Below are 26,414 nucleotides of genomic sequence, written 5' to 3'. Positions count from 1 at the left end.
TGAGGAGATCACCATGAACGCATTGAGCAAGGTTCTGCAGTCCGACCATCAGCACGTCAACAGCGAGCGACTGTGGCAGTCACTCATGGAACTGGCCAGGTTGGGCGCCACGGTCAAGGGCGGCGTCTGTCGCCTGGCCCTGACCGATCTCGATCGCCAGGCCCGTGATACCTTCGTGCGCTGGTGCGAGGAGGCCGGTTGCAACGTCAGCATCGACGCGGTCGGCAACATCTTTGCCCGTCGTCCTGGGCGCAATCCCAGCCTGCCGCCGGTGATGACCGGCAGCCATATCGACACCCAGCCCACCGGTGGCAAGTTCGACGGCTGCTTTGGCGTACTGGCCGGTGTGGAAGTGCTGCGCACCCTCAACGATCTGGGTATTGAAACCGAGGCCCCGCTGGAAGTGGTGGTCTGGACCAACGAAGAGGGCTCGCGTTTTGCCCCGTGCATGATGGGCTCCGGCGTGTTCGCCGAAAAGTTCACCCTGGAGGAAACCCTGGCCAAGACCGATGCCGAGGGCATCACCGTCGGTGAAGCGTTGAACGCCATCGGCTATGCCGGCCCACGTGCGGTCAGCGGGCATGCGGTGGGTGCCTACTTCGAGGCACATATCGAACAGGGGCCGATTCTCGAGGACCAGCGCAAGACCATTGGCGTGGTGTTGGGTGCGCTGGGACAGAAGTGGTTCGACCTCAAGCTCAAGGGCGTCGAGGCCCATGCCGGCCCGACGCCGATGCACCTGCGCAAGGACGCCCTGGTCGGCGCGGCGGCCGTGGTGGCGGCGGTCAACCGTGCCGCCCTGGGCCACCAGCCCCATGCCTGTGGCACGGTCGGTTGCCTGCAAGCCTATCCGGGTTCGCGCAACGTGATCCCCGGCGAGGTGCGCATGACCCTGGACTTCCGGCACCTGGAGCCTGTGCGCCTGGACTCGATGATCGCCGAGGTCAGGCAGGTGATCGACAGTACCTGCGAAGAACATGGCCTGAGTTTCGAGCTGACCCCGACTGCGGACTTCCCGCCGCTGTATTTCGACAAGGGCTGCGTCGAGGCGGTACGCGATGCGGCGGCGGGGCTGGGCCTGTCCCATATGGACATCGTCAGCGGCGCGGGGCATGACGCGATCTTCCTCGCCGAACTTGGGCCGGCGGGCATGATCTTCGTGCCGTGCGAAGGCGGGATCAGCCACAACGAAATCGAGAACGCCGATCCCAAGGACCTGGCGGCGGGGTGTGCGGTGTTGCTGCGGGCAATGTTGGCGGCTTCGGAGACGCTTGCCAAGGGCCGGCTGGCGGCCTGAAGGCCGAACGCGAATCTGTAGCGGGCCCGTATCCTGTTGGAGCCAGCAAGCCGGCTTCAACAGGGGCTGCGTTGACCGCAAAACGAGAGTACACCCCAAATCTGTAGGAGCGTGGCTTGCCCGCGAAGAGACATTCAAGTCTTGCGCAGAACCCTGTTCTGTCAGTTGCCAACCCCTTTTGTAGAAGAGCTTCCATGAGGGGGTGTGCGAATTATTGATATTTCATACAGTTTTTTCAGAGAGTTCCTTGCTTAACGGATGGCGGTGATTACGGACGGCTATGGCAAGGTGTGGCTGTTGTCTATTTCTTGTGCGCGTGAAATAGAGGAATTGCCATCTTGAAAAGGTATGGGGTAGCTCTGGGTTTGCTGTTCTGTGCGGTAAGTGCCGCGTTCGACGTGTATGTCGCGTTCATTACCCAGACCATCAGCACATTGGTGGTCATCTTCTACTGTTTCAGTGTTTCTGCAGTTTCCTTCCTGGCCTATGCGCTCTACACCGGCGGGGCTTCGCTCGCTATCAAGTTGAGGAGGGATCTGGTGCTGGTCGCGGTGGTGAATGGTTCCGTGTTGCTGAATTGGGGTGGCCTGTTTTACGCACTGAGGTACCTGGAACCTGCTGTTGTCGGCGTCGCCTCGGTGGCTTTTGGGCCGGCGATCACGCTGGCATTCTCCACCTTCGACAAGCAGGGTAGCAGCGCCAGTCGAGTGGATACGCTGGTTTCCTATCTGGTGCTCTTTTCGGTAGGGATCATGTTGTTCAACTCGTTCTCGGGAAACAGTGGGCTGGTACATACCTCCATCGAGCAGCGCATCCTGAGCATTCTTGCTGTCGTCACCTGTGCCATGGGCACTGTCATGTACACCGTTTTTTCCAAGCGCCTCTTTGCTGCCGACTGGGCCACTCACGAGATTCTTGCGGTGAGGAACCTGGCGATGCTCATCGCTTGCGTGCTGTTCATACCGATGACGGGAAACGGTTTTTCCATTAACCGTGACTTGCTCGGGGCAATGGCCGTTCTGGTGATCGTCGGGCATCTGCTGCCGATCTACCTGATCCAGAAAACCATCTATCACTTGAGCCCCCTGCATGTGTCACTGGTGCTGCTGGCACTGCCGGTCTTCGTGCTGCTGTTTCAGTATCTGGACTCACGGGTGGAGTTCTCGATCGCCAGTGTTCTTGCCGTGGGCATCATCGTTTTACTGTTGTGCGGGCGAGGGCTGATGGACATCCATGCCGGTATGAAAAAGTGAGGTGAGTAATGAACAGGATCGTGCTCGTGGATGGCTTTTCCTCCGGAAAGCACCTGGCGAAGAGGCTCAGGGAAAGCACCTGTGTGCTGATGCATGTGGCGTCCTCGGCCGAGTTGGACAGTTACTATTACAACGGTTTCGATGACTCCATCTACGACCGCCTCCTGGTGAATCGGGATATCGACTCCACGGTTTCAAGCATTGAGAACTTCGCGCCGCAGTGCATTGTCGCCGGCGCGGAGAGTGGCGTTCTGTTGGCTGATCTACTGAATGAGCGCCTGAACCTGCCTTACTGCAACCGGTTTGACCGGACCAGGGCCCGCAGGAACAAGTACGAAATGATCCAGTGTGTTGCCCTGGCCGGCTTGCCCGCGGCGCAGCACTGTGTAGCGGATTCGTGGGGCGAGGCTCGTGACTGGATCAAGCGCCATGGAAAGTTTCCAGTCGTGGTCAAACCGCTCGAAAGTGCCGGGGCGGATGGAGTCGCAATATGTAATGACCTGCCGGCGTGCGAGCGGGCTTTCGGGGTGTTGCTGGGCAAGAGAAACAGGCTGAACGCGGAGAATGTTCAGGTGCTGGTTCAGGAGTACCTGGCAGGGGTCGAGTATGTCGTCAATATGGTCTCCCTGGGCGGCAAGCAACTGGTGACGGAGGTGGTGAGATACCAGAAACAGCGGCTGGACTGCGGCTCGATCATCTATGACATCGATGAGCTCGTGGGGCCTGATGATCCCGTTTGCCGGGAGCTTGTGAGCTATACGCGGGATGTAGTGAGGTGCCTTGGCATCGAGAATGGCCCCAGTCATGCCGAGGTGATGCTCACTGAGACCGGGCCCAAACTGGTGGAGATTGCAGCGCGGACCGATGGAATTCTGAGGCCTGGAGTTTCTGGGCAAACGACCGGGTTGGGGCAGATTGCGGCTACAGCTCTGTCGATCACCAAGCCTGAGGAGTTCCAGCGACTGCTGGCTACCGGGGAGAGTTATCGGCTTTTGCAAAACACCTACAACGTCAGCCTGATCAATCGTTCGCAAGGCCACTTTCGCGAAGAGGAATTCATGAAGGAGCTGCGCTCTCTTGAGTCTTTCTTCGAGGCGGTTTTTTATCTGGCGGACGGTCAGCCGGTGGCGGTCACAAGGGATGTTTTCAGTCAGCCGGGTACGGTTTATCTGGTGCATCCTGATCTGGCGGTGATCAGGGCGGACTACCTCAGGATTCGGGCACTGGAAGATGCAGGTATCTATTTGATATCTGGTCAGGCAGGTTGCTGACATTAGGTGAGTCCTGGACTGCCCCAAGAAGTTGGACACCAATCCAACCCTTAGGAGCAGTCCATCCTGTGGGAGCCGGTGGCCCTCCGTCACGGTTTATCCGCGAAGATTTTAGCGATCTCAAGAATGTCTTCGCGGCGGTCCGGCGTCCCGGTAAATCCGGCTCCCACAGTAGGGCTCTCTACACGTTCCAGAGTCCTGATGTCAGCCCTGGCCTTGCGGACTCCAGCCACCACCCAACGCCACCATCAAGCCGACACTGGCCTGCAACTGCCGCGTCTGCAGCGCCTGCAACTGCCGTTGCGCCTGCAAGGCCGCAGTCTGCGCAGTCACCACATCCAGGTAGTTCACCGCACCCGCCTGGTAGCTGTTCATCGCCAGTGTCTGGGTGTGCTCGGCGGCATTCACCGCAGCCTGTTCGTCCTGGGCCTCCTGTTGCAGGTCGTGCAGTTGCGACAGGTTGTCTTCGACCTCTCGCACCGCGCGCAGCACATGGCTGCGGTACTGGGCCGAAGCCTCCTCGAACTCGGCCTTGGCCTGCTTCTCCTGGGCGCTGATCCGCCCGCCATCGAAGATCGGCAGGTTGACCAGCGGGCCCAGCGCCCAGTAGCGGTTACCCGCCGCCAGCAGGTTGCCGACGCCCTGGGTCTGGCCACCGATCAGGCCGGTCAGGCTGAAGTCGGGGTACCACGCGGCCTTGGCCACGCCGATCCCGGCGTTGGCGGCAAACACCCGGCGCTCGGCAGCGGCAATGTCCGCCCGACGTTGCAGCAGGTTGCTGGGCAAGGCGCCCGGCACGGGAGGAATCGTCAGGATCTGGGTGGTCGGTGCCAGCTGGAAGTTGCTCGCCGATTCACCCACCAGCTCGGCAATCGCATGTTCGGCCAGGTTGCGCTGCCCTCGGACTTCGTCCAGTTGGGCTTGGGCCTCGGCCAGCTGGCTCTGGGCGCGGGTCAGGTCGAGTTCCGAGGCAATCTTGCCTTCGTAGCGGTCACGGGTCAGTTGCAAGGCCTGGCTGTAGTCATCCAGCGAACTTGAGAGAATCCTGCTCTGGGCATCGAGACCGTTGAGCTGGATGTACAGGCTCGCCAATTGCTGTTGCAGGCTCAGCCGGGCCACCGCGAGATCATCGCCCGAAGCCTGGGCCTGGGCGTCGCCGGCCGCGACCTGATTGCGAATGCGGCCCCACAGGTCGAGGTCGAAGTTCAGCGCGAAAGTGGCGGTGTTGCTGTTGTACACCGAAGGCTGCGTACTGCCGCGCAGTGGACGACTGTCGGACTGGCGCTGGCGCTCAGGTTGCGCGCTGGCGGTGATCTGCGGGAACAGCCCGGCATGCAGTTGGCTGGCGTAGGCCTGGGCGCCGTCATAGTGGGCCAGGGCCGCGGCCAGGTCAGGGTTGGCCTTGAGCAGGCGCCGTTGCAGGTCGTTCAGGTGCTCGTCCTGGAACAGCTGCCACCATTGGCTGGACAGCGGGTCACCGGGTTTGGCCAGGTGCCAGGGACCATCGCTGGTCTGGTCACGGTAGTGCGCCGGGAGGTCGATCTGCGGCACCTGGTAGGTCGGTGCCAGCGAGCAGCCTTGTAGCCCGGCTACCAGGAGCAGGCAGGCAGCGAGTTTAAGCTTTGCGGGCATGCTGTTCTCCGGCATCGGCGAGTTTCACCAGGTCGCCGTCGCGCAGGGCGTCCGGCGGGTTGTCGATCACCGTGTCGGCGGGTTTCAGGCCCTGGTCGATGACCAGGCGTTCACCCAGGTCGAGACCGATATGGATATCGCGCAGGTGCACATGCTTCTGCGCATCGAGCACCGCCACCTGGGTGCCCTTGGCGCGGAAGATCAGGGCGCTGGCGGGAATGCTCACGCCATGGGTATCGGCCGGCACCGGGATCGTCGCTTCGGCATAGTCGCCGGGCAGCAGGGCGTTGTCCGGGTTGTCGGCGACGAACTGCGCCAGCAGGGTGCCGGAGCGGGCGTCGACGGCGGTGGAGTTGCCCACCAGGCGGGCGCCGAAGGTCTGGCCCGGATGCTCCGGTACGCTCAACTGCACCTGCAGGCCGGGGCGGATCACGCTGGCGTAGTTCTGCGGCACCGGTACATAGAGACGCAACTGATGGGTGTCGGCGATATCGAACAGTTCCGGATCGCTGTCGCTGTCGGCCTTGACCAACTGGCCGATGTCGGTGTTGCGTGCGGTGATGGTGCCGCTGAACGGCGCGCGGATGGTCTTGTACGCCTCCAGCGCCGAAAGCCGTGCGTAGTCGGCTTCGGCCGCCTGGGCATTGGCCTGGGCAGCGGCGGCGTTGGAACTCTTTTCATCGGCCTCCTGTTGCGAGACCGAGTGGGTGTTCACCAGATTTTTCCAGCGGGCTGCGGTGGTCTGGGCCAGGCGTGCGTTGGCCTGTTCCTGCAGCATGTGTGCATGGGCCTGGGCGACCTGCTGGTCGAGGTCCGGGCTGTCGATCTGCGCCAGTACCTGGCCGGCCTGGACCTGGCTGCCGATATCGCTTTTCCAGTCCTTGAGGTAGCCGCTGACCCGCGCATGGATCGGCGCCTTGCTCCAGGCCTCAAGGCGAGCCGGCAGGCGCAAGGTGTCGCCAGCAGCGTTCTGCGTCGGCTGGAACACGCTGACCATCGGCACCGCGGCGGCCTCGGTCCAGGCGGTCACGTCGCGTTCGTGGCGGGTTCGCGCGGCAATCCCGTTGGCCACCAGCAGCGCTGCCAGCGTCAGGCCGCCGACGCCCAGGTAGAGCAGGCGTTTGCCCGAGGGTTTGCGATCAGTCATGAGTCATTTCTCCAGCTGTGGCGCGAGTAGGTTGTGGGCGACCATGCACCAGGCTGAACACCACGGGGACGAACAGCAGGGTGGCAGTGGTCGCCAGGATCAGGCCGCCGATCACGGCGCGTCCGAGGGGGGCGTTCTGTTCCTGGGAAATGGCCAGCGGCAGCATGCCGATGATCATTGCCAGGGCGGTCATGCAGACCGGGCGGAAACGGGTGTAGCCGGCTTCCAGGGCGGCCTTGAGGGCGTCGCCGTGTTCGGCCAGGCGCTCGCGGCAGAAGCTCACCACCAGGATCGAGTTGGCGGTGGCGACGCCCATGCACAGGATGGCGCCGGTCAGTGCTGGTACCGACAGCGAAGTCCCGCTGAGGAACAGCATCCAGACGATCCCGGCGAGGGCCGCGGGCAGGGCGGTGATGATCACGAACGGGTCGATCCAGGACTGGAAATTGACCACGATCAGCAGGTAGATCAGCACCACCGCGCCGAGCAGGCCGAAGCTCAGGCCGCTGAAGGCTTCATGCAGGGCGTCGATCTGGCCATGCAGGCTGACCACCGCCCCCTTGGGCCGCAGCGACGAAGCATCGTCGAGGATCTTCTGCACGTCATGGGCCACCGCACCCAGGTCACGGCCCTGGACGTTGGCGTAGATGTCCAGGGTCGGCTGGATGTTGTAGTGGGTCACCACCGCCGGGCTCGGTACCCGGCTGATGGTTGCCAGGCCACCGAGGATCTGCGACTGGCCGTTGCTGCCGGTCACCGGCAGGGCTTCCAGTGCCGGCAGGCTGTCGAGGCGGTATTGCGGGGTCGCCGCGACCACGCCATAGGACACCCCGTTGGCCGGGTTGAGCCAGAACGTTGGGGCTACCTGCGAGCTGCCGGCCAGCGAGGCGACCATGCTGTTTGTGACGTCACGCTCGGTGATCCCCAGGCCCTTGGCGCGCATCCGGTCGACGTTCACCTGCAGCGACGGATAGCCCTCGGACTGCTGGATTCGCAGGTCGGCGATGCCCGGCACGTGTTGCAGGCGACGTTGCAGCTCCACGGCGAACTTGCGGTTCTCTTCGGCGCTGCGGCCAGAGATTTTCACGTCCAGCGGCGCGGGGGCACCGAAGTTGAGGATCTGGCTGCTGATGTCTGCGGGCAGGAAGGCGAAGTGGCTGCCGGGGAAGCTTTCCGGCAGGGCGCTGCGCAGTTGCTTCACATAGTCAGCCGTCGGCTTGTGGCCGGGCTTGAGGGTGACCTGGATATCGCCGTCCTGCGGGCCGATGGTGCCGCTGGCGCTGTAGGCCATGTCGATGCCGCTCAGCGGGATGCCGATGTTGTCGACGATATTGCCCAGTTCTTCGGCGGGAATGATCTCGCGGATCCGCGACTCGATACGGTCGAAGGCTGCCGCGCTTTCCTCGATCCGCGAGCCCAGTGGCAGGCGCACATGCAAGGCCAGGGCACCGGCGTCGGTGGCTGGGAAGAAATCTTCACCCAGGCTTGGCAGCAAGGCGAAGGACGCCAGCACGCAGCCGAGGAAACCCAGCAGGAAGCGACGACGGCAACCCAGGGCGAGGGTCAGCAGGCCATGGTAGACGTCGCGCACGGTGGAGAAACCGCGTTCGAAGCCCTGCTGGAAATTCAGCAGGCCCTGCAGCAGCGCATTGCGCTGGCGCCCGTGCTGGTCACCTTCATGGTGGTTGATGAACGCGTCTTCGGGATGATGGCCGGGACCGCCTTCGACCATATGGGGCTTGAGCAGGAACATCGCCAGGGTCGGCACCAGGGTCCGCGACAGGATGAACGAGCTGGCCATGGCGAAGATCACCGCCAGCGCCATTGGCCGGAACAGGTAGCCGGCAATGCCCTGCAGCATGAACATCGGCACGAACACGATGCAGATACACAGCAGCGAGACGAAGGCCGGGCCGACGATCTGTTTGGCCCCGTCGAGAATCGCCGTCTTCACCGCCTTGCCCTGTTCCAGGTGCCAGTTGATGTTCTCGATCGTCACTGTCGCATCGTCCACCAGGATACCGACCGCCAACGCCAGCCCGCCGAGGGTCATGACGTTGAGGGTCTGGCCGGTCGCGGCCAGCAGGGCGATGGCGGAGAGGACCGCCAGCGGGATCGAGGCGGCGATGATCAGGGTCGAGCGCCAGCTGCCAAGGAACAGCAGGATCATCGCGCTGGTCAGCAGGGCGGCGATGATGCCTTCGCGGGCCACGCTGCCCACCGACTCCTTGACGAACACCGAGGCATCGCCCAGCAGCGAGGTTTTCAGCTCCGGTGGCAAGGTTTCGTTGATCAGCGGCAGCATGTTGCGGATGCCGTCGACGATCGACAGGGTGGAGATGTTGCCGTTCTTCATCGCCGGCATCAGCACCGCGCGGCGGCCGTCGACCCGGACGATGTTGGTCTGCGGCGGCGAACCGTCACGCACGTGGGCGACCTGGCCGATGGTGATCAGCGCACCGTCGACGGTCTTGATCGGCAGGTCGTTGAGTTCATCGATCACCTTCGGGCTGTTGTTGAGCAGCACGGTGTATTCGTAGGGGCCGAGCTTTGCGGTACCCACCGGGATGATCTGGTTCTGTGCCGCCAGTGCATTACCCACGTCCTGGGCGGACAGGCCCTTGGCGGCCAGCGCCTGGGGATCGAGATCGAGGGTGATCTGGCGCTGCTTGCCACCCATCGGGGTCGGCAGGGCCAGGCCGGGCACTGCAGTCAGTGGCAGGCGGATGTTGTTCTGCACCAGGTCGCGGATCTTGGCTTCCGACAGCGTCGGGCTGGAGAACGCCATCTGCAGGATCGGTACCGTCGAGGCGTTGTAGTTGAGGATCAGCGGCGGGGTGATCCCCGGCGGCATCTGTTTCAGCACGGTCTGTGAAACCGCTGTCACCTGGGCGTTGGCTGTTCGGATATCGACGCCCGGCTGGAAGAAGATCTTGACGATGCCCATGCCGGGCAATGATTGCGACTCGATGTGTTCGATGTCGTTGACCGTGGTACTCAGCGAGCGCTCATAGGTGTAGATCACCCGGCCGGCCATATCGTTGGGCGACAGGCCGTTGTACTGCCAGACCACCGCAACCACCGGAATGCCGATATCGGGAAACACGTCAGTGGGCGTACGCAGGGCCGCCAGCGGCCCGATGATGCAGATGAAAATCGCCAACACGATGAACGTGTACGGCTTGAGCAGTGCGGTCTTTACCAGCCCGAGCATGCCTTGGACCTCCGGAGAGTGGAATTGCAAACCCCGGCAGTCTTGCCGTTGGAACTTAACGTTTGGCTTTCACCAACATGAAGGATCTTTTAGGTAAGGACTTAAATTCCTTTCATTTCCATTCATTTGTCGAAAGCGCTCTGCCTCGCCACTCTTGGCGGCGATTTGACGGCGAGCCCGCCTGCCGAAACTCCAAATGAATGTGAGAGGAATTCATACGATGAACCTGAAACCGCTGCTGCTGATCCCTGCCTTGAGCCTGGTGTGCCTGCTCTCGGCCTGTGCCGGCCCGCTGCCCAAGGCTGATCCGAGCCAGGCCTGGATCGGCCTGCAGGGCCAGTCGAGCGACAACCTGATGGCCGAGCGCGTGGATGGCCAGCGGGTGGATGACGGCCGCTATTTCGAGGTGGCACCCGGCAAGCACAACCTCGAAATGACCCTGATCCAGGGCGCCAACGGTGACCTCGACCAGCCCGAATGCACCGGGCATGTCGAATACGACCAGTTCAAGGCCGGCAAGCAGTACCACCTGGTGGAATCGGGTTCGGGGACCGACGTCGGGGCGATCCTGGTCAACGACCACGGCAAGCAGGTAGCCCAATCCCATCTGTTCTCCTGCATCTGACGGCTTTTTCATCTTCGAGGTAAACCTGCATGACACTCAAACCACTGATGCTGATCCCGACCCTCGGCCTGGCCTTCCTGCTGTCCGCTTGTGCCGGTCCGCTGCCCAAGGCCGACCCGAGCCAGGCCTGGATCGGCTTGCAGGAAGAAGCGCCGAATGACCTGCTGGCAGAGAAAGTCGACGGCAAGTCGATCGAGGACGGGCGCTTTTTCGAAGTGACGCCGGGCGCGCACAAGCTGGACGTGACGCTGGTGGAGATTCCGGTAGGCGATGGCAATCAGGAGGACTGCTCCGGACAGGTGTCTTACAAGCAGTTCAGGGCCGGTGAACACTACAAGCTGGTGGAGTCGAGCCTGGGTCAGGAAGTCAGCGCGCGCCTGCTGGATTCCCATGGCAAGGAAGTGGCCAATACTGGCGACTTCCAGTGCATGCCGGGTTGAGGCTTTGAGGGAGTAGACCGCCTATCCAGTTTGGCTGCGCGGTCAAGGCAAATTGATATCATGAGGCCATCTTTTCTCCAGCAAGGATGCGCTCCATGAGTTTTTCGTGTCTTCCCCGGTTGCGTCACTTCGCCCTGGCGGTACTGTTGGTATTCAGCGGTGTGGCATTGGCTGGCAACACTCCCTGCTCCGGCAGCAAGGGCGGGATCGCCGGCTGTGACGGCGAAACCTTCCTGTGCAACGACGGCTCCACCAGCGCCTCGAAGAAGAACTGCTCGGCGATGATGGGGCTGCGCAACGATCTGCGTGCGGCTCGGCCGCAGCAATTGCAGAGTGCCGAAGGCTGCCAGTGCGGCAGCGGCAGCTACTGCACCGGGCCTCGGGGCGGGGTCTATTGTCTGACCCCCAGTGGCAACAAGAGTTACAAGCGCAAGTAGCCAATACGCCAGGTATGCGCCTGGCCTCAGGCCTGCAACTGGTCCTTGCGATGGGTATTCAGGCAGACCCCAATGGCAACCGCCACCGGCAGCAGCAACCCCCACAAACCCGTTACCAGATACAGCAGCGCAGCGCTGATACAGCCAGTGGCGAAGGCCAGCAGGGTGGTGCAGATCGGCTTCAGGCGCTGGCGGATCGTGGCCCGCTGCGCCGCATCGCGCTCAGTCCACAGGGCAAAGACGTCGATGGCGAACTGGGTGACATTGCCTGTCATCAGGGTGGTGGGCGGCGCGCCCTTGAGGTGTTGTCGGGAAATCGCATTCTGGACCGCCATGGCCGCCACTCCGGTCATGCCGGTGATCAGCGCCGTGGTGCTGTCGCTATCGGCGAAGGGGCCCCAGTAGATCGCCAGCCCGGCAAAGGCGGCGAGCATGAGCGTGTGCGCCACCAGCAGCAGGCGCAAGGGCACCAGGCCACGGCGATGAATCGCCACGGCAGCCAGGTGCGTCAGGCCTACCACCAGGATGAACACCGGCAACGCAATCAGTTTGGACAATGCGCCGGAGGCCCCATTGGCGATGCTCACCCCCAGGGTCACGAAGTTGCCGGTGACATGGGCGGTAAACAGGCCCTGCAGGGCGAGAAAACCCAGGGTGTCGACGAAGCCGCCATTGAAGCTCAGGGCCGGGGCCACGCTCGGGTGCAAGGGGGATTCCATGGAAGGTCCTTTCTGGTTCGAGTAGGAAAACAGCAGATCGCGTCCGACGACGGTTCGCCGCGGATCATGGGTCAGGCTAGAGTTTTATGCGGCCTGATGCTTGTATTCGGGTGCTGAAAGTTACATTTCATACGCGGGCGTGGGCACTGTCGGTAAAGTTCGCTAGCCTTTTGCGCTCCAGCCAATCTCTCAAGGATGTGATGCATGCGCGTACTTCAAAGCAATGCCCAGGACGATTTCCGGGTCAAGGCGTATGCCGGCACCAACGGGGTGCTGCTGGCAATGGATCTGGCCGAATCAAGACGGGCGGGCCTGCTCGGTTTTGCCATCGAGCGCCAGACGGGTACCAAGGCCTGGCGATTCCTGTTCAACAGCCTGACCTTTCCCGACAAGGCGCATACCTTTCCCCAGTATCACGCCACCCCCAGCGACCTGGCGCCGTTGCAGAAATTTCGCTGGGCCGACTACAACGTCGAGCCCGGCACGCTCTGCAATTACCGCGTGCACCTGGCCTATGGCACACCCGATGCGCCGCAACTGGGCGAGTCGCTGGCGATCAGCGTGACCACCGACAACGGCCTGCCGAAGAACCAGCAGGTCATCTTCAATCGGGCAGTGGCGGCGAGTCAGGGTTTCGAGCGCAAGTTTCCCGAATTGAACCAGCAGCTGACCCTGCAGAAGAGCCTGCCTATCGAGGAGTGGCCGGAAGCCGCCCGCCTGTGGCTGGAGAATGGTCTGCTGGAGGAACTGCTTGGTTTCATCGCCCGCGCCAAGGATGGACAGTGGGGCCTGGATATCGCCATCTACGAGTATCAGTTGCCGGCGATCGTCAGTGCGGTCAACGCGGCCCAGAAACGCGGCGCACGAATTCGCGTGCTGTATCACGCCAAGGTCGGTGACGAAGACACCGCCTACAACGAACGCAGCCTGGCGGCGATTCCCGCCGAGAGCAAGCGGGGGCGGGTCACCAGCAAGATTTTCCACGACAAGTTCATCGTCCTCAGCCAGCGTGATGCCGCTGGCCAGTACCAGCCCGAAGCGGTGCTGTGCGGCAGCACCAACTTCACCGCCAATGGCGTGTACCGCCAGGCCAACGTGATTCATATCCTCGACGACCGTCGCCTGGCAACCGAATACACCCGGCTCTTCGAACAGATCTGGGCCGCCCCGGCGAACGTGGCGGCGACGCGCAAGTGGATCACCCAAAACAACCCCATGGACCCCGGCCAGCCGCTGTTCGCCGGGTTCTCCCCGCGCACTGGCCGGGCGGACCTGGCGGAGTTCGTGCAGATCATCACGGCGGCGCAGAAAGACGTGCTGTTTGCCACGGCCTTCGCCTTGCCCCAGGACATTCTCGCTGCGCTGCTCGGCAAGCCCCACGACGACGTGCTGCGCTTTGGCCTGCAGAACACGGCCAGCAGCATCTCCGGCATCCACGCCGATCGCACCGATGATTTCGTCGCCACGGCGCTGCTCGGCAGTGGCCTGGAAGGCTGGATCAAGGAAGGCCTCAAGGGACAGAAGGGCCGGCTGCTGGTGCACACCAAGGCGGTCGTCACCGACTTCACCACTGATGCACCGACGATCATCAGCGGCAGCCACAACCTCAGTGTCGGCGCCAGTGAGGGCAACGACGAGAACTTCCTGGTGATTCGCGGCGATACCGATCTGGCGGACCGCTATGGCCTGGAGATCCTGCGTTTCTACGAGCACTACCGGTTCCGCTATTACGCGAAAAAGCTGGCGCTCAAGGAGGTGCAGCCGCTGGCGCCGAATGACAGTTGGAGCGACGCGTACTACAAGGATGGCGACCTGAAGATGCTGTCGCGGTTGCGGTTTGCAGGGCGGTGAGCGAGGAGCTGTTACAAAACCGGGGTGCTTGATGTTAAATGGCTACCTTTGTTCGCTCATCCCGGTGACCTGATCGTTGCGGTCGCCCGTACAGGAATGGAATCAGTGTTGAAAGACGACAAGGGCGAGCCGCTGATGCTGTCTGGTTATGCCATGCAACTGGATAATTCCTCGGACCTCTACAGCTCGCCAGGAGAGGGGGATCCCTCTCGGCCAATCATTCAACTTGATGGCATTCAAATAGCAAACACCCACAGCGATGACCCCTGGGCGGTTGGGCTTGATGATCAGTTGGATGTTGGAGACGAGGCCAAGGCCTTTGCTCGAATGGCAGCCTCCAAGGCCTTCGTGCCGCCTTTGGCGGTTGGCATCTTTGGTGATTGGGGCAGCGGCAAGTCTTTCTTCATGAGATTGGTCCACGAACATATTGAGCGCCTGTGCGCAGGTCGTCCGGAAATCGGGGCTTCAGAGGCCGGATCGCCTGACTTTCACACTCGGATCGTGCAGATTCGCTTTAATGCCTGGCACTATGCGGAGACCAATCTGTGGGCCAGCCTGGTCAATCACCTGTTCACGGAGTTGGACCGCTGGTATGGCGAGCACAATCCCGAGAGCCCCGACGGGTTGCTGGACACCCTGTCTACTGCACGCACGCTGACGCTCGAAGCCGCCCAGGAGTTGGTTGACCGTCGTAAGGAGCAACGTAACGCTGCCAATGACTTGCAACTGGCAGAACAGCAACTTACCGATGCTCGCGAGGCGCTTGGCACATCACCCCGATTTTACTGGAGTGTACTGACATCGGTTATATCCGAGGCCCAACCGGGTAGTGAACTGGCCAAGAGTGAAGAGCAGCTGACGCGCGCTGCACAGGAACTCGGCATGACCGATCTTGTGGGGAGTGCCGACTCGCTTCGTCAAGTGATGACCGACCTTGAGAACGAGTCCAGGCGAGCAGGCTTGTTGGCCAGGGGATGGAAACGCCAGCTGCAAGGTTGGCCTTTTGTCATATCCACAATGCTGGTCATTCTTTTTGCGCCAGTGTTGGCCACTTATGTACAGAAGTCGCTGGCCAACTGGTTGCCCATGCTTGGAAGCCTGCACCAGGCGATCATTTCTGCAAGCGTAGGCCTGGCAAGCATTACCGGTTTGATGAGATGGTTTCTAGCAAAGACCAGGAAAATCCTGGGGCGGCTGGAGGCAGCCAAGAGCGTCCTGGACAGGGCAGTGGATGCCAGGGTGAGTGCTCAGGCGAATACCCTGAAACGCCGACAGGACAGCCTGTCCCAGGCCAATGCCCTTGTGGAGGAAGCGCAGGCACGGGTCAAGGCCAGCAGTGAGCGGCTGGCAGAGGCCTCGCATAATTACTCACAGGGAACCGGGGCGAGTCGCCTGAAAACATTTGTCCGGGCTCGTGCCGTAGATGGCGATTATGCAAAGCATTTGGGGCTGATCGAGACTATTCGCAAGGACTTTGAGGAGCTGTCTTCATGTGTCATGGATGATGGACGCCCCGATGAGCGAGTCCAGCAGGAGCGAGAGGCTTTTGGTAAGCGCTTGCAGCAGTTTCTGGGTGACCATGAGGGGCTGTTGACAGATGGCGAGGTCAGCGAGCTGAAACTGACTTTGACTCACCTTTCAAATGACAAGGGCAGTGGAGGGGAAGAGCCTGAATCCTTCAAGCGGATCGTTCTTTACATTGACGACCTGGACCGTTGCCCGCCGGAAAAGGTGGTTGACGTCTTGCAGGCGGTTCATCTGCTTCTGACGTTCCCGATCTTTGTTGTCATGGTGGCGGTGGATGCTCGCTGGGTACGCAATGCACTCCTGAAAGTGTATCCCGGCTTGATCGGCACAGCAGGTGATACGGCTGAGAAGATGGCCTCGGCGAATGATTATCTGGAGAAGATTTTCCAGATACCTTACTGGATGAGCCCAATGAAGGGTTATGCCAGCGTAAACTTCCTGGCTGATCATGTTCAGCGCCTCGATCCCCGACCTGCTGCAGCAGTACCAGAAAAGGCCTTGATCAAACTGCCTATCGACAGGCTGTCGATAACGCCGGAAGAGGAAGCATTTCTCAAACAACTGGCGCCTTTTCTCGGGGGCTCGCCCAGGCGTGCATTGCGTTTTCTCAATACCTACCGTCTGATCAAGGCAAGTCTCAGCCTACGAGACTTGTCGAAATTGGAGGGCGGCAGGTTCAGGCATCTCCTGGTGCTGCTGGCATTGGCAACCGCCTCTCCAGCCCTCTTCAGCAAATCGGCCACTTTGCTGGAGATGAACGATAACGGGGGGACGCTGGAAAGCCTCATTGCCCAGGTGATCGATGGTCAGACGGATTCACCTGAGCTCCAGCGAGGCAAGCGCATCCTCAGCGCTTATCAAAATGAATTCCCATCAGGGCCAACCACCTCTCTTTCCGGGCTCAGACGTTACGTTTCCATTGCTCGTCGGTACTCCTTCGTTGGCTGGTCATAGGTTGCGCATCAGTGCTGACTGGAGGCCATCTCCCGACGATACTGCCGTGTCCGCCGACCAATGAACAGCCGGTCCAACACCAGCGCCCAGGCCGGAGAGACATCGGGTTTCGTCCGCCGCCCCCGGCTCAGGCGCTGCAACTGGAACTTGACCACTGCCATGTTCGCCAGCGCCGCCAACGGCTTTTTCTTCCAGCGGATCGGCGGCAGTTGCGGATGGCTGTCGCGGCCTTCGCGCCAGTGGCGGGGCAGGTGGGGCTCCACCGCCAAGGCGGTAGCGATACCGGCCATTGAGATGCCGCTGTCCAGTACCTGTTCGACGATAGGCAGGCGGCGGATGCCGCCGGTAACCATCACCGGCATCGTCGCGACTTTCGCCAGGCCGGCGGCCATTTCCAGGAAGTACGCCTCCCGCGCCAGCGTCCGGCCGTCCCGCGCCTCGCCCTGCATGGCCGGCGCCTCGTAGCTGCCACCAGACAACTCGACCAGGTCCACCGGCAGTGCGTTGAGCCATTCGATCACCTGGCGGGCATCCTCGGCGTCGAAACCGCCACGCTGGAAGTCCGCCGAGTTGAGCTTCACCGCCACGCAGAAATCCGGCGCAACCACGGCGCGAATTGCTTTCACCACCTCCAGCAGCAGCCGGGCGCGATTCTCCAGGCTGCCACCCCAACGGTCGCTGCGCCGGTTGCTCAGTGGCGAGAGGAACTGGCTGAGCAGGTAACCGTGGGCGGCATGGATCTGCACACCGGTGAAACCGGCCTGTTCAGCCAGTTGGGCGCTGCGGGCGAAGCGGGCGATCACCTCGGCGATATCGGCTTCGGTCATGGGCCGGGGTTCGGCGAACATCTTCGAAAACTCGCCCATTTCCAGGGCTACCGCCGACGGTGCGAGTGTGGGCTGGCCGAGATTGGCCAGGGTCTGGCGACCGGGGTGGTTGAGCTGCATCCAGAGCTGCGCACCCCCGGCCTTGCTGATGGCTGCCCACTGGCGGAACTTGCCCAATTGGCTGTCATCTTCCAGGACCACACCGCCGGGGCCGGTCATGGCCCGACGGTCGATCATCACGTTGCCGGTCAAGATCAGGCCCGCCTCGCCGTCGGCCCAGGCGCGGTAGAGCTCCATCAGTTGCGCGGAAGGTGCGTTGTCCAGGTCGGCCATGTTTTCCTCCATGGCGGCCTTGGCAATGCGGTTGGGGATCTGTGCGCCGTTGGGCAACGACAATGCCTGGAAGGGTGACATGCTTGACTCCGGGGTAGTGGAGCGATCAGGCTAAGTTTAAAGTAAGGTTTAATGTCAATAGCCGCGGCGAGGATTTCCATGAAGATCGGTGAACTGGCCCTGCGCAGTGGCCTGGCGGCCTCGAAGATCAGGTTCTACGAGGCCCAGGGCCTGATCCGCAAGGTGCGGCGCCAGGCCAATGGCTACCGCGAATATCCGCCGGAAGTCTTGCAGACACTGTCGATCATCCAGTGCGCCCAGCAGGCCGGCTTCAGCCTGGAGGAGTTGCGTGCGCTGGTGCCAAGCAGCGAGCCCGAGGCCTGGGATCACGCTGAAATGATCGCCAGCCTGGAGCGCAAGATCGGCCAGATCGAGTCCATGCAGGCGCGCCTGGCCCAGAGCAAGCTGCAACTGCTCGGGGTGGTCAACAGCATCAGGAACAAGCCGGCGGATGTGTCCTGCCGGGAGAATGCCGAGCGCCTGATGGCATCGCTCGGCGGGCCCTTGGGAGACTGAACAGGGGCGTGCCCTGGGCCCGGTGCTCGAAGTCACTCCCGCGCCAGGGACAGCGACTGTGCACCGGGCAGCGGATTGCGCATCAGCGTGCCGACCACCAGGGCACCGAGCAGTGCCAGCAAGCCGGCGACCCAGAGCACTGTGCCGAAACCGCCGACAAAGGCCTGGCGTGCCAGCGGCTGCACCAGTGGCCGGGCCGCTTCCGGCAGCATGGCCATGGCCGCTGGCATGTCGCCGGCCACCACCCGCGAGGCGATGTCCTGGGTCTGTTCCAGCCAAGCGCTGGCCTGGCTGGCAAGACTGGCTTGCAGCAGGTCCTGGGTGTGCCCGGCGAGCAGCGCACCGAACACGCCGATCGCCAGCACGATGGCGCTGAAACGCATGGTGGTGCTCAGGCCCGAGGCCATGCCCGTGCGGTCTCGCGGCACGCAGGCCATAATGTTCTTCTGGGTGTCGCCATTGAGCAGCCCGGCTCCCGCTCCGGTCACCGCGATCGCCAAGCCGAAGCCCAGGTAACCGCCACTGGCAACCGCCCAGGCACTGAGCAGGTTGCCGCAACCGACCAGGGCCAGCCCGCTGGCCATCAGGGTCGCCGGCTCCAGTCGCGACGCCAGTCGCACACCGATCCGTGGGCAGATCAGCATGGTCAGGGCAAACGGCAGCATGCCCAGGCCCGAGGCGATCGCCGACAGCCCCAGGCCGTTCTGCAGGTAGAACGGCAGCAGCGTCATCATCACCTGGGCGCAACCGGCGTAGGCGAACATGCCCAGCAAGGCACCGATGAAGCGCGGGTGGCGAAACAGCTGCAAGTCGACCATCGGCCGTTTCTGCACCCGTTCGACCACCACGAACAACCCCAGCAAGGCTGCGCCAGCGAGCAGGCGGGTGGTGGTCAACGGGTTGCTCCAGCCGATCTGGTTGGCTTCGATCAGGCCCCAGATCAGGCACAGCAGGGCGCCGCTGAAGGCCAGGCTGCCCCACGGGTCGAGCCGCGCCGACTGGCTGTCGCGGGACTCGGGCACGGCATGGCGGACCAGCGCCATCAGCAGCAGGCCGATAGGCAGGTTGATGAAGAAGATCCAGCGCCAGCCCAGGTACTGGGTGATCAGGCCGCCCACGGTTGGCGCGGCGGTCATCGCCACGCCCATGCAGGCGCCCCAGAAGGCCCAGGCCCGGGCCCGCTCGGCCTCGTCATGAAAGGTGTGGCCGATGGTCGCCAGTGCCGAGGTCAGCAACAGCGCGGCGCCGATGCCCTTGATTGCCCGGGCGATGTCGAGGAACAGGCTGTCCGGTGCGGCCCCGCAGCCGAGGGAGGCGAGGATGAACAGGGTCAGGCCCCAGAGCAGGGTCTTCTTGCGGCCGAAACGGTCGGCGATGCTGCCGGCCGGCAGTAGCAGGGCGGCGAAGGCCAGCATGTAGGCGCTGACCACCCACTCGATGTCGACGAAGTTCGCGCCCAGGTCGCGGGCAATGCTTGGGAGGGTGACGGCGACGATGTTGGTGTCCAGGACAATCAGCGAGCAGACGCCGGAAGCCGTGAGCAGCGTCAGGCGCGGGCTGACCCGGCTCATGGGCGGGCCTGCACTTCAGGTGCGATTGCCCCGTAGGCAATGATCACTGGGAGTGGCTGGGCTCCATCTATATGTGGCGGGAAAAACAAGGGTTTGACTGACATGCTCAAGGCTCTCTACTGTGGCGGTGAAAACAGCTTATCGTGGGCTGCGACCTGCCGCGTTAGGCCGGTCTTGGCACTTCATTACCTTTGAGCTAATGCCCATGGAAATCCGTCACTTCCGCTATTTCCTCGCCGTCGCCCGCCAGCGCAACTTCACCCGCGCGGCGGAACAGCTGGATATCGCGCCACCGACGCTCACTCGGCAGATCCAGGACATGGAAAATGCCCTAGGCACCCGCTTGTTCTTGCGTGGGTCGCGCGAGGTTAGCCTGACCGAGGCGGGCGCGGCGTTGTTGCCCGAGGCCGAGGCGACCGTGCGCCAGTTCGAGTTTGCCCAGCGCAATGCCCAGCGCGCCGGGCGCGGCGAGATCGGCCATGTCGAAATCGGTTATGTGGCCTCGGCGGTGTACTCGGGGGTGCTGCAGCAACAGGTCAAGGCCTATGTCCGCGAGTTCGCCGATGTCAGCCTTAACGTGCGGGAGAGTCCCATGGCGGCATTGCCAGGGTTGATCGCCGACGGCCGTTTCGATATCGGTTACGTGCGTTCGCCGATGTCGTTGCCCGAGGGCGTAGAAGCGATTCGGCTGAATGCCGAGGGTTTTGTCCTGGCCCTGGCGGATGACAGTTGGCTGTGTCGCCTGCAGGGCATCGGCGCCGAGCACCTGCAGAACGAGACCTTCGTGCTGCCGGAGCAGATCAACGGCACCTTGCAGGTCGCCGCCCAGGGCGGTTATGCGCCCAACCTCGGGCCGCAACCCGGCGGGCTGGTGGCGGTGATCGCTGCCGTATCCCTGGGCCAGGGTGTGGCGGTGGTACCCGAGTCGGTAATCGGCCACGTCAATCTGCCGAATGTGGTCTATCGACCGATCGTCGGCTGCCAGACCACATCCTGGCTGTCGCTGATTCACCGGCGCTTCGAGAAGGCGCCGGCGGTGGCACGTTATATCGAGCGGGTCAGGCAGGATTTCCGGCGGGAGCAGGGGGGCGCCCGGTGATCTCCACGCGGTCTCGATTTCATGATTTGAAATAGTTTGTCTGTCGGGATGGTTCTTTTAGTCATGTAGGATTTATTTCCTTATTAGCCACTCAGGTTGTACATGAACACCCTCGCGGAACCTCCCGGTCGTCCCCTCACGTTCTCCTCCACGCACGCATCCCTCTCCGCCGTGCGGTCTTCTCACTTTTGCAGCGCAGCATCCGGGCCATTCTTGGGCTCGGTATCGTCGTGCGCGTCCGTTCGAATCCATTAAGGGAGCGCATTTTTCATGGAATGGTTGGCTGACCCCACGGCCTGGCTTGGCCTGTTCACCCTGATTTTCCTGGAGTTGGTGCTGGGCATCGACAACCTGGTGTTCATCGCGATCCTGGCGGACAAGCTGCCGCCGGAACAGCGTGATCGGGCGCGGATCATCGGCCTGTCGCTGGCCCTGCTGATGCGCCTGGGCCTGCTGGCGAGTATCGCCTGGATGGTGACCCTGACCCAGCCATTGTTCGAGGTGCTGGGCAAGAGCTTCTCCGGTCGCGACCTGATCATGCTGTTCGGTGGCGTGTTCCTGTTGTTCAAGGCGACCATGGAGTTGCATGAGCGACTGGAAGGCCATGCCAGCCAGCGTTCGGCGAATGGCAGCTACGCGCTGTTCTGGCCGATCGTTGCGCAGATCGTGGTGCTCGACGCGGTGTTCTCCCTGGATGCGGTGATCACCGCCGTCGGCATGGTCGAGGAACTGTCGATCATGATGATCGCGGTGATCGTCTCCATTGGCCTGATGATCGTCGCCAGCAAGCCGTTGACCCGCTTCGTCAATGAGCGCCCGACCGTGATCATGCTGTGCCTGGGCTTTTTGATGATGATCGGCTTCAGCCTGACCGCCGAAGGCCTGGGTTTCCATATTCCCAAGGGCTACCTGTACGCGGCCATCGGTTTCTCGGTGCTGGTCGAGTTGTTCAACCAGATTGCGCGGGCCCGCCGCAAGCGCTCGAGCCATGGCCAGCGACCGCTGCGTGAACGTACCGCCCATGCGGTGCTGCGCATGCTGGGTGGGCGTCGTCTGTCCAGCGAGGAGGTGGACGAGGAAATCGCCGACCTGCTGGAGCCTTCCGAAGGCGAGGCCGAGGTACCGTTCGAGCGCAGTGAGCGAATGATGATCAGCGGCGTGCTGCAGCTGGCCGACCGGCCGATTCGCACACTGATGACCGTGCGCACGCAGGTCGACACCCTGGATGTTGCCGACAGTCCGGAGATCATCCGGCAGAAACTGTTCCGCTCGTCCTACTCACGGCTACCGCTCATCCGCCAAGGTGAGGTCGATGAGCCGCTGGGGTTCGTGCACAAGAAGGAATTGCTCAAGGCGTATCTGGAAGGTAGCGAACCGGGGCTGGAGTTTTTGGCCCGTCGGGCGATAAACCTTTTAGACAGCTACTCTGTGCTCAACACCCTGGAGCAGATGCGCCAGGCCTCGACCCATATCGCTTTCGTGGTCAACGAGTTTGGTGATTTTGTCGGCCTGCTGACGATGACCGACATCCTCGAGTCGATCGCCGGCGAGTTGCCGGACGCCAGCGAGGTCGAAGGCCCCGAGGTGATAGAGGAAGCGGAGGGTTTCCAGGTCAGCGGTGCCATGACCCTGAGCCGCGCGCGTCAGCGCATCGGGCTTGAGGCCAGGGCTACCGAGGATTACCAGACGTTGGCCGGGCTGGTGATGAGCCTGCTTGACCGGTTGCCGATGATCGGCGACCAGGTGCAGTGGGCAGGGTGGCGGATGACGGTGGTTGCAGTGCAGGAACGACGGGTGACCCGGCTGTTCCTGACACGTTTGTAAACGCTGTCGTCCAGACCTCGGGGGATACTGGCCAAGTGCCTAATTCCCCGTGCGTTCGCTGATGGAGTGCGTACAATCGACGGCTTTTGGCCGGCCGGATGTTGATCTGGTACGAGGTTTAGAAGTCCCATGCTTACCGGTAGTTATTCCTCATCGCTGGTCATCATGTCGCTCTGCGTGGCGATCCTGGCTTCCTATACCGCCCTGGACCTGGCTGGACGAATTGCCACGGCCAGCGGGCGGGCAGTCTATATGTGGATGGCCGGGGGCGCCCTGGCCATGGGCGTCGGCATCTGGTCGATGCACTTCGTCGGCATGCTTGCGTTCCGCCTGCCGATCGAGCTGGGCTACGACGGGCCGATCACGGCCTTATCGTTGCTGATCGCTATCCTTTCCAGTGGCTTCGCCCTGTGGCTGGTCAGCCAGCCCAGCCTGCCGCTACTGCAACTGGCATTCGGCGCGTTGATCATGGGCGCCGGCATCAGCGCCATGCACTACACCGGCATGGCGGCGTTGCGGATGCAGCCGGGTATCGACTACGACCCGACGCTGTTCAGTGCCTCGCTGCTGATTGCGGTGAGTGCTTCGGCGGCAGCGTTGTGGATTGCCTTCCACCTGCGCCGCAATACCCCCTATATCCGCCTGGCCCGCGCCGGCGCGGCGGTGATCATGGGCGTGGCGATCGTTGGCATGCATTACACCGGCATGGCGGCGGCGAATTTCCCCGAGGGCAGCTTCTGTGGCGCGGCGGTCAGTGGTCTGGCGGTGAAAGGCCTGGACAACCTGGTGCTGGTGACCAGCCTTGCGGTGCTGTCGATCGCCTTGTTGACCTCGGTCCTTGACGCCCGTTTGGAGGAGCGTACCGCCGACCTGGCCGACTCCCTGACCCTGGCCAACCAGGAACTGATCCAACTGGCCCTGCACGACAACCTCACCGGTTTGCCGAACCGGGTGTTGTTGGCCGACCGTATCGATCAGGCGATGCACAAGGTCAGCGCCCAGGGTGGTTGTTTTGCCCTGATGTTCATCGACCTCGATGGGTTCAAGCCGGTCAACGATGCTTTCGGTCATCACGCCGGCGACCAGTTGCTGCGTGCTGTCGCCCATCGCCTGCGGGGGGACCTGCGTCCCCAGGATACGCTGGCGCGGATCGGTGGCGACGAGTTCGTCCTGTTGGCGCAGTTGTCCGAGCCGGATGATGCGCTGCAGGTGGCCTCGCGTCAGGTCAGCCTGGTTTCCCAGGTGTTCCAGGTGGTCGAGCAGGACCTGCAGATCTCCGCGAGCATTGGCATCGTGCTGTATCCCGGCAGCGGCCAGACCGCCGAGGAACTGCTGATGAACGCCGACGCGGCGATGTATCACGCCAAGAATGCGGGCAAGAACTGCCACAGCTTCTTCGATGCCTCGATGAACGGTAATGCGCGCAAGAAGCTGAAACTGCAGCAGGACCTGCGTCAGGCGCTGGAGAGCGGCGAGCAGTTCCGCCTGCATTATCAGCCCAAGTTCGATGCTGTCAGCGGCCTACCTGTCGGCGCCGAGGCGCTGGTGCGCTGGCAGCATCCCGAGCAGGGACTGATGATGCCGGACACCTTCATCATCCTGGCGGAGAAAAGCGGGCTGATCATCCCGATCGGCGAGTGGGTATTGAACGAAGCCTGCCGGCAGATGCGCCAGTGGTACGAGCAGGGCTACCGGGACTGGCGGATCGCGGTGAACCTGTCGGCCCAGCAGTTCTGCCACGCCGGGCTGGTGGCCAGCGTCGCCAGTGCCCTGGCCCGGCACCAGTTGCCGGCCAACAGCCTGACCCTGGAAATCACCGAAACCACCACCATGAGCGATGCCGACGCAAGCATGACGGTGTTGCGCCAGCTGTCGGAAATGGGCGTGGACCTGTCCATCGATGACTTCGGCACCGGCTACTCCAGCCTGATGTACCTCAAGCGTTTGCCGGCCACGGAGTTGAAGATCGATCGCGGGTTTGTCCGTGACCTGGAGCATGATTCCGACGATGCGGCGATCGTTTCGGCGATTGTCGCACTGGGGCAGGCATTGGGGTTGCGGATCGTTGCCGAAGGGGTCGAGACTGACGAACAGCGGGATTTTCTCACCAGCCTCGGCTGCAATTCGCTGCAAGGTTACCTGCTGGGGCGGCCGATGCCGGCCGATCGGTTCATGGCCAGTATTCGCCAGGCGGAGGCACAACAGGCCGCCGGCTGATTGCTGGCCTTGTGGGAGCGGGCTTGCCCGCTCCCACAAGTGTTCCTCCAAAACGCAGGCGTGTATCTACACCGCCAGTGGCGCTTCGCCGCCGATATTGCTACCGGTCCTGGTCCGCATCAGGGTTGCCGCAATGCAGGCACCCAGCGCAGAGAACACCGCTCCGGCGAGAAAGGCCGCCTGATAACCCTCGTTGAGCGCCAGCAGCTCCGGCACTCCAGCACCCAGGTGCAATTGCGTACGCGCTGCTGCCAGGCTCGCCAGGGCTGCCAGTCCCAATGCGCCCCCCATCATGAAGGCGGTATTGACCATGCCGGAGGCCAGCCCCGATTCGGACGGTGTGACATCGTTCATGGCTGCCAATAACAGCGGGTTGAACGCAACCCCGGCACCCAGCCCCAGCAATACCATGCCCGGCAGGATGTCGTGGACGAAGTTGCCGTCCACCGGTGCCTGGGCAAACAGCAGCAGACCGAGCGTCGCCAGCCCGAGGCCGGCGGCGAGGGGGCCGCGGATACCGAAGCGCATCACCAGCCGGGCCGAGATGCCCAGGGAAAACACCGCCATGATCAGGTTCGCCGGCAGGAACGCCAGTCCGACCTGCAGCGGCGTGTAGCCCAGCACCAGTTGCATGTACAGCGCCGACAGAAAGAACCAGGCGAACATCGCGGCCGCCCAGAGCGCGCCGACGATATTGGCCACCGCCAGGTTGCGCAGGCGGAACAGCCGCAATGGCATCAGCGGCACCTTTATCCGGGTCTCGATCACCAGGAACGCCACCAGCAAGCCGATGGCCAGTGCCAGTTGGCCGAGGGTGCGCGACGAGTCCCAGCCCGTTTCGTTGCCGTTGACGATGGCGTACACCGCCAGCATCAGCGCGGCGGTGACCGTCAGCGCACCCAGCACATCCAGGCTGCGCTCGGGATGCTGGTTGAGGGACCGCGACAGCAGGCGCAGTGACAGCACGATCACCGCCAGGCCGATCGGCAGGTTGACCAGGAATATCCAGTGCCAGCTCAAGGTACTGGTCAACACCCCGCCGAGCAGCGCACCCAGGCTGCCGCCACCGGCGCAGACGAAACCGTAGACGCCCATGGCCTTGGCGCGCTCGGCCGGTTCGGTGAACAGGTCCATGATCAGCGACAGCGCCACTGCCGTGACCACTGCGGCGGCCAGGCCCTGGAAGGCCCGGGCCCAGATCAGCAGGGTTTGCGTCTGGGCGATGCCGCAGGCCAGTGACGCCAGGGTGAAGAAGGCAATCCCCAGCAGGAACAGCCGGCGATGGCCGTACAGGTCGCCCAGCCGGCCACCGAGCAGCAGGAAGCCGCCGAAGGTCAGCATGTAGGCGTTCACCACCCAGGCCAGGGCGGTCTCGCTGAACTGCAGGTCGGTCTTGATCGAGGGGAGGGCGACGTTGACGATGGTGGTGTCGAGCACGATCATCAGTACCCCGAGGCACAGTACTACCAGGGCCAGCCAGCGCTGTCGGGGTTCTTGGGAGGCGGTATCGGACACGGTCATGATGCTCTCTCTCATGGGCAGGCGCGAGAGTTTAGGCATCGGTCCGTGACGGGCTCAATCGGGAAATTGTCGGTGGTTT

Annotated in this window: 19 protein-coding genes; 12 read left to right on the top strand and 7 right to left on the bottom strand. The window is 62.7% G+C overall.

What is annotated here, in order from left to right; translation table 11 throughout:
* Positions 1–13 precede the first annotated feature (13 nt).
* The 3 genes from AC6I6U_RS22180 (at position 14) to AC6I6U_RS22170 (ending at position 3,821) form a co-directional block, all read left to right on the top strand.
* Complete coding sequence (locus AC6I6U_RS22180) at positions 14–1,297, top strand: Zn-dependent hydrolase (RefSeq protein ID WP_497878168.1); 1,284 nt, start codon at positions 14–16, stop codon at positions 1,295–1,297.
* 338 nt (positions 1,298–1,635) lie between these two features.
* Complete coding sequence (locus AC6I6U_RS22175) at positions 1,636–2,550, top strand: EamA family transporter (RefSeq protein WP_497878167.1); 915 nt, start codon at positions 1,636–1,638, stop codon at positions 2,548–2,550.
* Positions 2,551–2,558: 8 nt separating this feature from the next.
* Positions 2,559–3,821: an ATP-grasp domain-containing protein gene (locus AC6I6U_RS22170; protein WP_497878166.1), complete on the top strand. Its 1,263-nt coding sequence runs from the start codon at positions 2,559–2,561 to the stop codon at positions 3,819–3,821.
* 204 nt (positions 3,822–4,025) lie between these two features.
* Here AC6I6U_RS22170 and AC6I6U_RS22165 read toward each other — a convergent pair whose 3' ends face one another.
* Genes AC6I6U_RS22165 through AC6I6U_RS22155 form a run of 3 tightly spaced genes read right to left on the bottom strand, consistent with a single transcriptional unit; the run spans position 4,026 to position 9,814 of the window.
* The gene (locus AC6I6U_RS22165) at positions 4,026–5,453 is read right to left on the bottom strand and encodes an efflux transporter outer membrane subunit (protein ID WP_497878165.1); all 1,428 of its coding nucleotides are present in this window, start codon (positions 5,451–5,453) and stop codon (positions 4,026–4,028) included.
* Positions 5,437–6,600, bottom strand: a complete 1,164-nt coding sequence (locus AC6I6U_RS22160) for an efflux RND transporter periplasmic adaptor subunit (protein ID WP_497878164.1) — start codon at positions 6,598–6,600, stop codon at positions 5,437–5,439. Before AC6I6U_RS22160 ends, AC6I6U_RS22165 begins: the two co-directional genes overlap by 17 nt.
* A complete protein-coding gene (locus tag AC6I6U_RS22155; protein ID WP_497878163.1) occupies positions 6,593–9,814 on the bottom strand; it encodes an efflux RND transporter permease subunit in 3,222 nt (1,073 codons plus the stop codon). Before AC6I6U_RS22155 ends, AC6I6U_RS22160 begins: the two co-directional genes overlap by 8 nt.
* Positions 9,815–10,034: 220 nt before the next feature.
* Here AC6I6U_RS22155 and AC6I6U_RS22150 point away from each other — a divergent pair, with 220 nt between their 5' ends.
* From AC6I6U_RS22150 to AC6I6U_RS22140, 3 genes are all read left to right on the top strand, one after another.
* A complete protein-coding gene (locus tag AC6I6U_RS22150; RefSeq protein WP_497878162.1) occupies positions 10,035–10,439 on the top strand; it encodes a PA0061/PA0062 family lipoprotein in 405 nt (134 codons plus the stop codon).
* A gap of 29 nt (positions 10,440–10,468) precedes the next feature.
* A complete protein-coding gene (locus tag AC6I6U_RS22145; RefSeq protein WP_497878161.1) occupies positions 10,469–10,879 on the top strand; it encodes a PA0061/PA0062 family lipoprotein in 411 nt (136 codons plus the stop codon).
* A gap of 95 nt (positions 10,880–10,974) precedes the next feature.
* Positions 10,975–11,316: a YdcA family protein gene (locus AC6I6U_RS22140; protein WP_497878160.1), complete on the top strand. Its 342-nt coding sequence runs from the start codon at positions 10,975–10,977 to the stop codon at positions 11,314–11,316.
* A gap of 26 nt (positions 11,317–11,342) precedes the next feature.
* On the opposite strand, the gene AC6I6U_RS22135 is transcribed toward AC6I6U_RS22140, so the two are convergent.
* Positions 11,343–12,035, bottom strand: coding sequence for a YoaK family protein (locus tag AC6I6U_RS22135; RefSeq protein ID WP_497878159.1), 693 nt, complete (start codon positions 12,033–12,035; stop codon positions 11,343–11,345).
* A gap of 204 nt (positions 12,036–12,239) precedes the next feature.
* On the opposite strand from AC6I6U_RS22135, the gene AC6I6U_RS22130 reads away from it, so the two are divergent.
* On the top strand, positions 12,240–13,886 hold the full coding sequence (locus tag AC6I6U_RS22130; RefSeq protein WP_497878158.1) for a phospholipase D-like domain-containing protein: 1,647 nt from the start codon (positions 12,240–12,242) through the stop codon (positions 13,884–13,886).
* Between the two features lie 108 nt (positions 13,887–13,994).
* Complete coding sequence (locus tag AC6I6U_RS22125) at positions 13,995–16,367, top strand: P-loop NTPase fold protein (protein WP_497878157.1); 2,373 nt, start codon at positions 13,995–13,997, stop codon at positions 16,365–16,367.
* Between the two features lie 8 nt (positions 16,368–16,375).
* Here AC6I6U_RS22125 and AC6I6U_RS22120 read toward each other — a convergent pair whose 3' ends face one another.
* Entirely contained in the window at positions 16,376–17,608 is a 1,233-nt protein-coding gene (locus tag AC6I6U_RS22120) for an NADH:flavin oxidoreductase/NADH oxidase family protein (protein ID WP_497878156.1), read from the bottom strand.
* A gap of 78 nt (positions 17,609–17,686) precedes the next feature.
* On the opposite strand from AC6I6U_RS22120, the gene AC6I6U_RS22115 reads away from it, so the two are divergent.
* Positions 17,687–18,103, top strand: a complete 417-nt coding sequence (locus AC6I6U_RS22115) for a MerR family transcriptional regulator (protein ID WP_497878155.1) — start codon at positions 17,687–17,689, stop codon at positions 18,101–18,103.
* Between the two features lie 32 nt (positions 18,104–18,135).
* Here the strand turns inward: AC6I6U_RS22115 and AC6I6U_RS22110 are convergent, their stop codons facing one another.
* Positions 18,136–19,674, bottom strand: a complete 1,539-nt coding sequence (locus AC6I6U_RS22110; protein ID WP_497878154.1) for an MFS transporter — start codon at positions 19,672–19,674, stop codon at positions 18,136–18,138.
* A gap of 205 nt (positions 19,675–19,879) precedes the next feature.
* Between AC6I6U_RS22110 and AC6I6U_RS22105 the strand changes: the two genes are divergently transcribed.
* From AC6I6U_RS22105 to AC6I6U_RS22095, 3 genes are all read left to right on the top strand, one after another.
* Positions 19,880–20,773 (top strand): LysR family transcriptional regulator, encoded by an 894-nt coding sequence (locus tag AC6I6U_RS22105; protein ID WP_497878153.1) that lies wholly within the window; start codon positions 19,880–19,882, stop codon positions 20,771–20,773.
* Between the two features lie 270 nt (positions 20,774–21,043).
* Complete coding sequence (locus tag AC6I6U_RS22100) at positions 21,044–22,597, top strand: TerC family protein (protein ID WP_497878152.1); 1,554 nt, start codon at positions 21,044–21,046, stop codon at positions 22,595–22,597.
* 129 nt (positions 22,598–22,726) lie between these two features.
* The gene (locus tag AC6I6U_RS22095) at positions 22,727–24,814 is read left to right on the top strand and encodes a putative bifunctional diguanylate cyclase/phosphodiesterase (protein ID WP_497878151.1); all 2,088 of its coding nucleotides are present in this window, start codon (positions 22,727–22,729) and stop codon (positions 24,812–24,814) included.
* 66 nt (positions 24,815–24,880) lie between these two features.
* On the opposite strand, the gene AC6I6U_RS22090 is transcribed toward AC6I6U_RS22095, so the two are convergent.
* The gene (locus tag AC6I6U_RS22090) at positions 24,881–26,335 is read right to left on the bottom strand and encodes a DHA2 family efflux MFS transporter permease subunit (protein ID WP_497878150.1); all 1,455 of its coding nucleotides are present in this window, start codon (positions 26,333–26,335) and stop codon (positions 24,881–24,883) included.
* Positions 26,336–26,414 lie beyond the last annotated feature (79 nt).

This window comes from Pseudomonas sp. UTLPPB19802 (assembly GCF_059730225.1).
The sequence above is the reverse complement of the archived record's forward strand: the minus strand, read 5'-3'. Positions and strand labels throughout refer to the sequence as shown.

Coding starts and splice junctions, on each gene's coding strand:
- AC6I6U_RS22180 (WP_497878168.1), top strand. CDS start 14: ATGAACGCATTGAGCAAGGTTCTGCAGTCCGACCATCAGCACGTCAAC.
- AC6I6U_RS22170 (WP_497878166.1), top strand. CDS start 2,559: ATGAACAGGATCGTGCTCGTGGATGGCTTTTCCTCCGGAAAGCACCTG.
- AC6I6U_RS22165 (WP_497878165.1), bottom strand. CDS start 5,453: ATGCCCGCAAAGCTTAAACTCGCTGCCTGCCTGCTCCTGGTAGCCGGG.
- AC6I6U_RS22160 (WP_497878164.1), bottom strand. CDS start 6,600: ATGACTGATCGCAAACCCTCGGGCAAACGCCTGCTCTACCTGGGCGTC.
- AC6I6U_RS22155 (WP_497878163.1), bottom strand. CDS start 9,814: ATGCTCGGGCTGGTAAAGACCGCACTGCTCAAGCCGTACACGTTCATC.
- AC6I6U_RS22150 (WP_497878162.1), top strand. CDS start 10,035: ATGAACCTGAAACCGCTGCTGCTGATCCCTGCCTTGAGCCTGGTGTGC.
- AC6I6U_RS22145 (WP_497878161.1), top strand. CDS start 10,469: ATGACACTCAAACCACTGATGCTGATCCCGACCCTCGGCCTGGCCTTC.
- AC6I6U_RS22140 (WP_497878160.1), top strand. CDS start 10,975: ATGAGTTTTTCGTGTCTTCCCCGGTTGCGTCACTTCGCCCTGGCGGTA.
- AC6I6U_RS22135 (WP_497878159.1), bottom strand. CDS start 12,035: ATGGAATCCCCCTTGCACCCGAGCGTGGCCCCGGCCCTGAGCTTCAAT.
- AC6I6U_RS22130 (WP_497878158.1), top strand. CDS start 12,240: ATGCGCGTACTTCAAAGCAATGCCCAGGACGATTTCCGGGTCAAGGCG.
- AC6I6U_RS22120 (WP_497878156.1), bottom strand. CDS start 17,608: ATGTCACCCTTCCAGGCATTGTCGTTGCCCAACGGCGCACAGATCCCC.
- AC6I6U_RS22115 (WP_497878155.1), top strand. CDS start 17,687: ATGAAGATCGGTGAACTGGCCCTGCGCAGTGGCCTGGCGGCCTCGAAG.
- AC6I6U_RS22110 (WP_497878154.1), bottom strand. CDS start 19,674: ATGAGCCGGGTCAGCCCGCGCCTGACGCTGCTCACGGCTTCCGGCGTC.
- AC6I6U_RS22105 (WP_497878153.1), top strand. CDS start 19,880: ATGGAAATCCGTCACTTCCGCTATTTCCTCGCCGTCGCCCGCCAGCGC.
- AC6I6U_RS22100 (WP_497878152.1), top strand. CDS start 21,044: ATGGAATGGTTGGCTGACCCCACGGCCTGGCTTGGCCTGTTCACCCTG.
- AC6I6U_RS22095 (WP_497878151.1), top strand. CDS start 22,727: ATGCTTACCGGTAGTTATTCCTCATCGCTGGTCATCATGTCGCTCTGC.
- AC6I6U_RS22090 (WP_497878150.1), bottom strand. CDS start 26,335: ATGACCGTGTCCGATACCGCCTCCCAAGAACCCCGACAGCGCTGGCTG.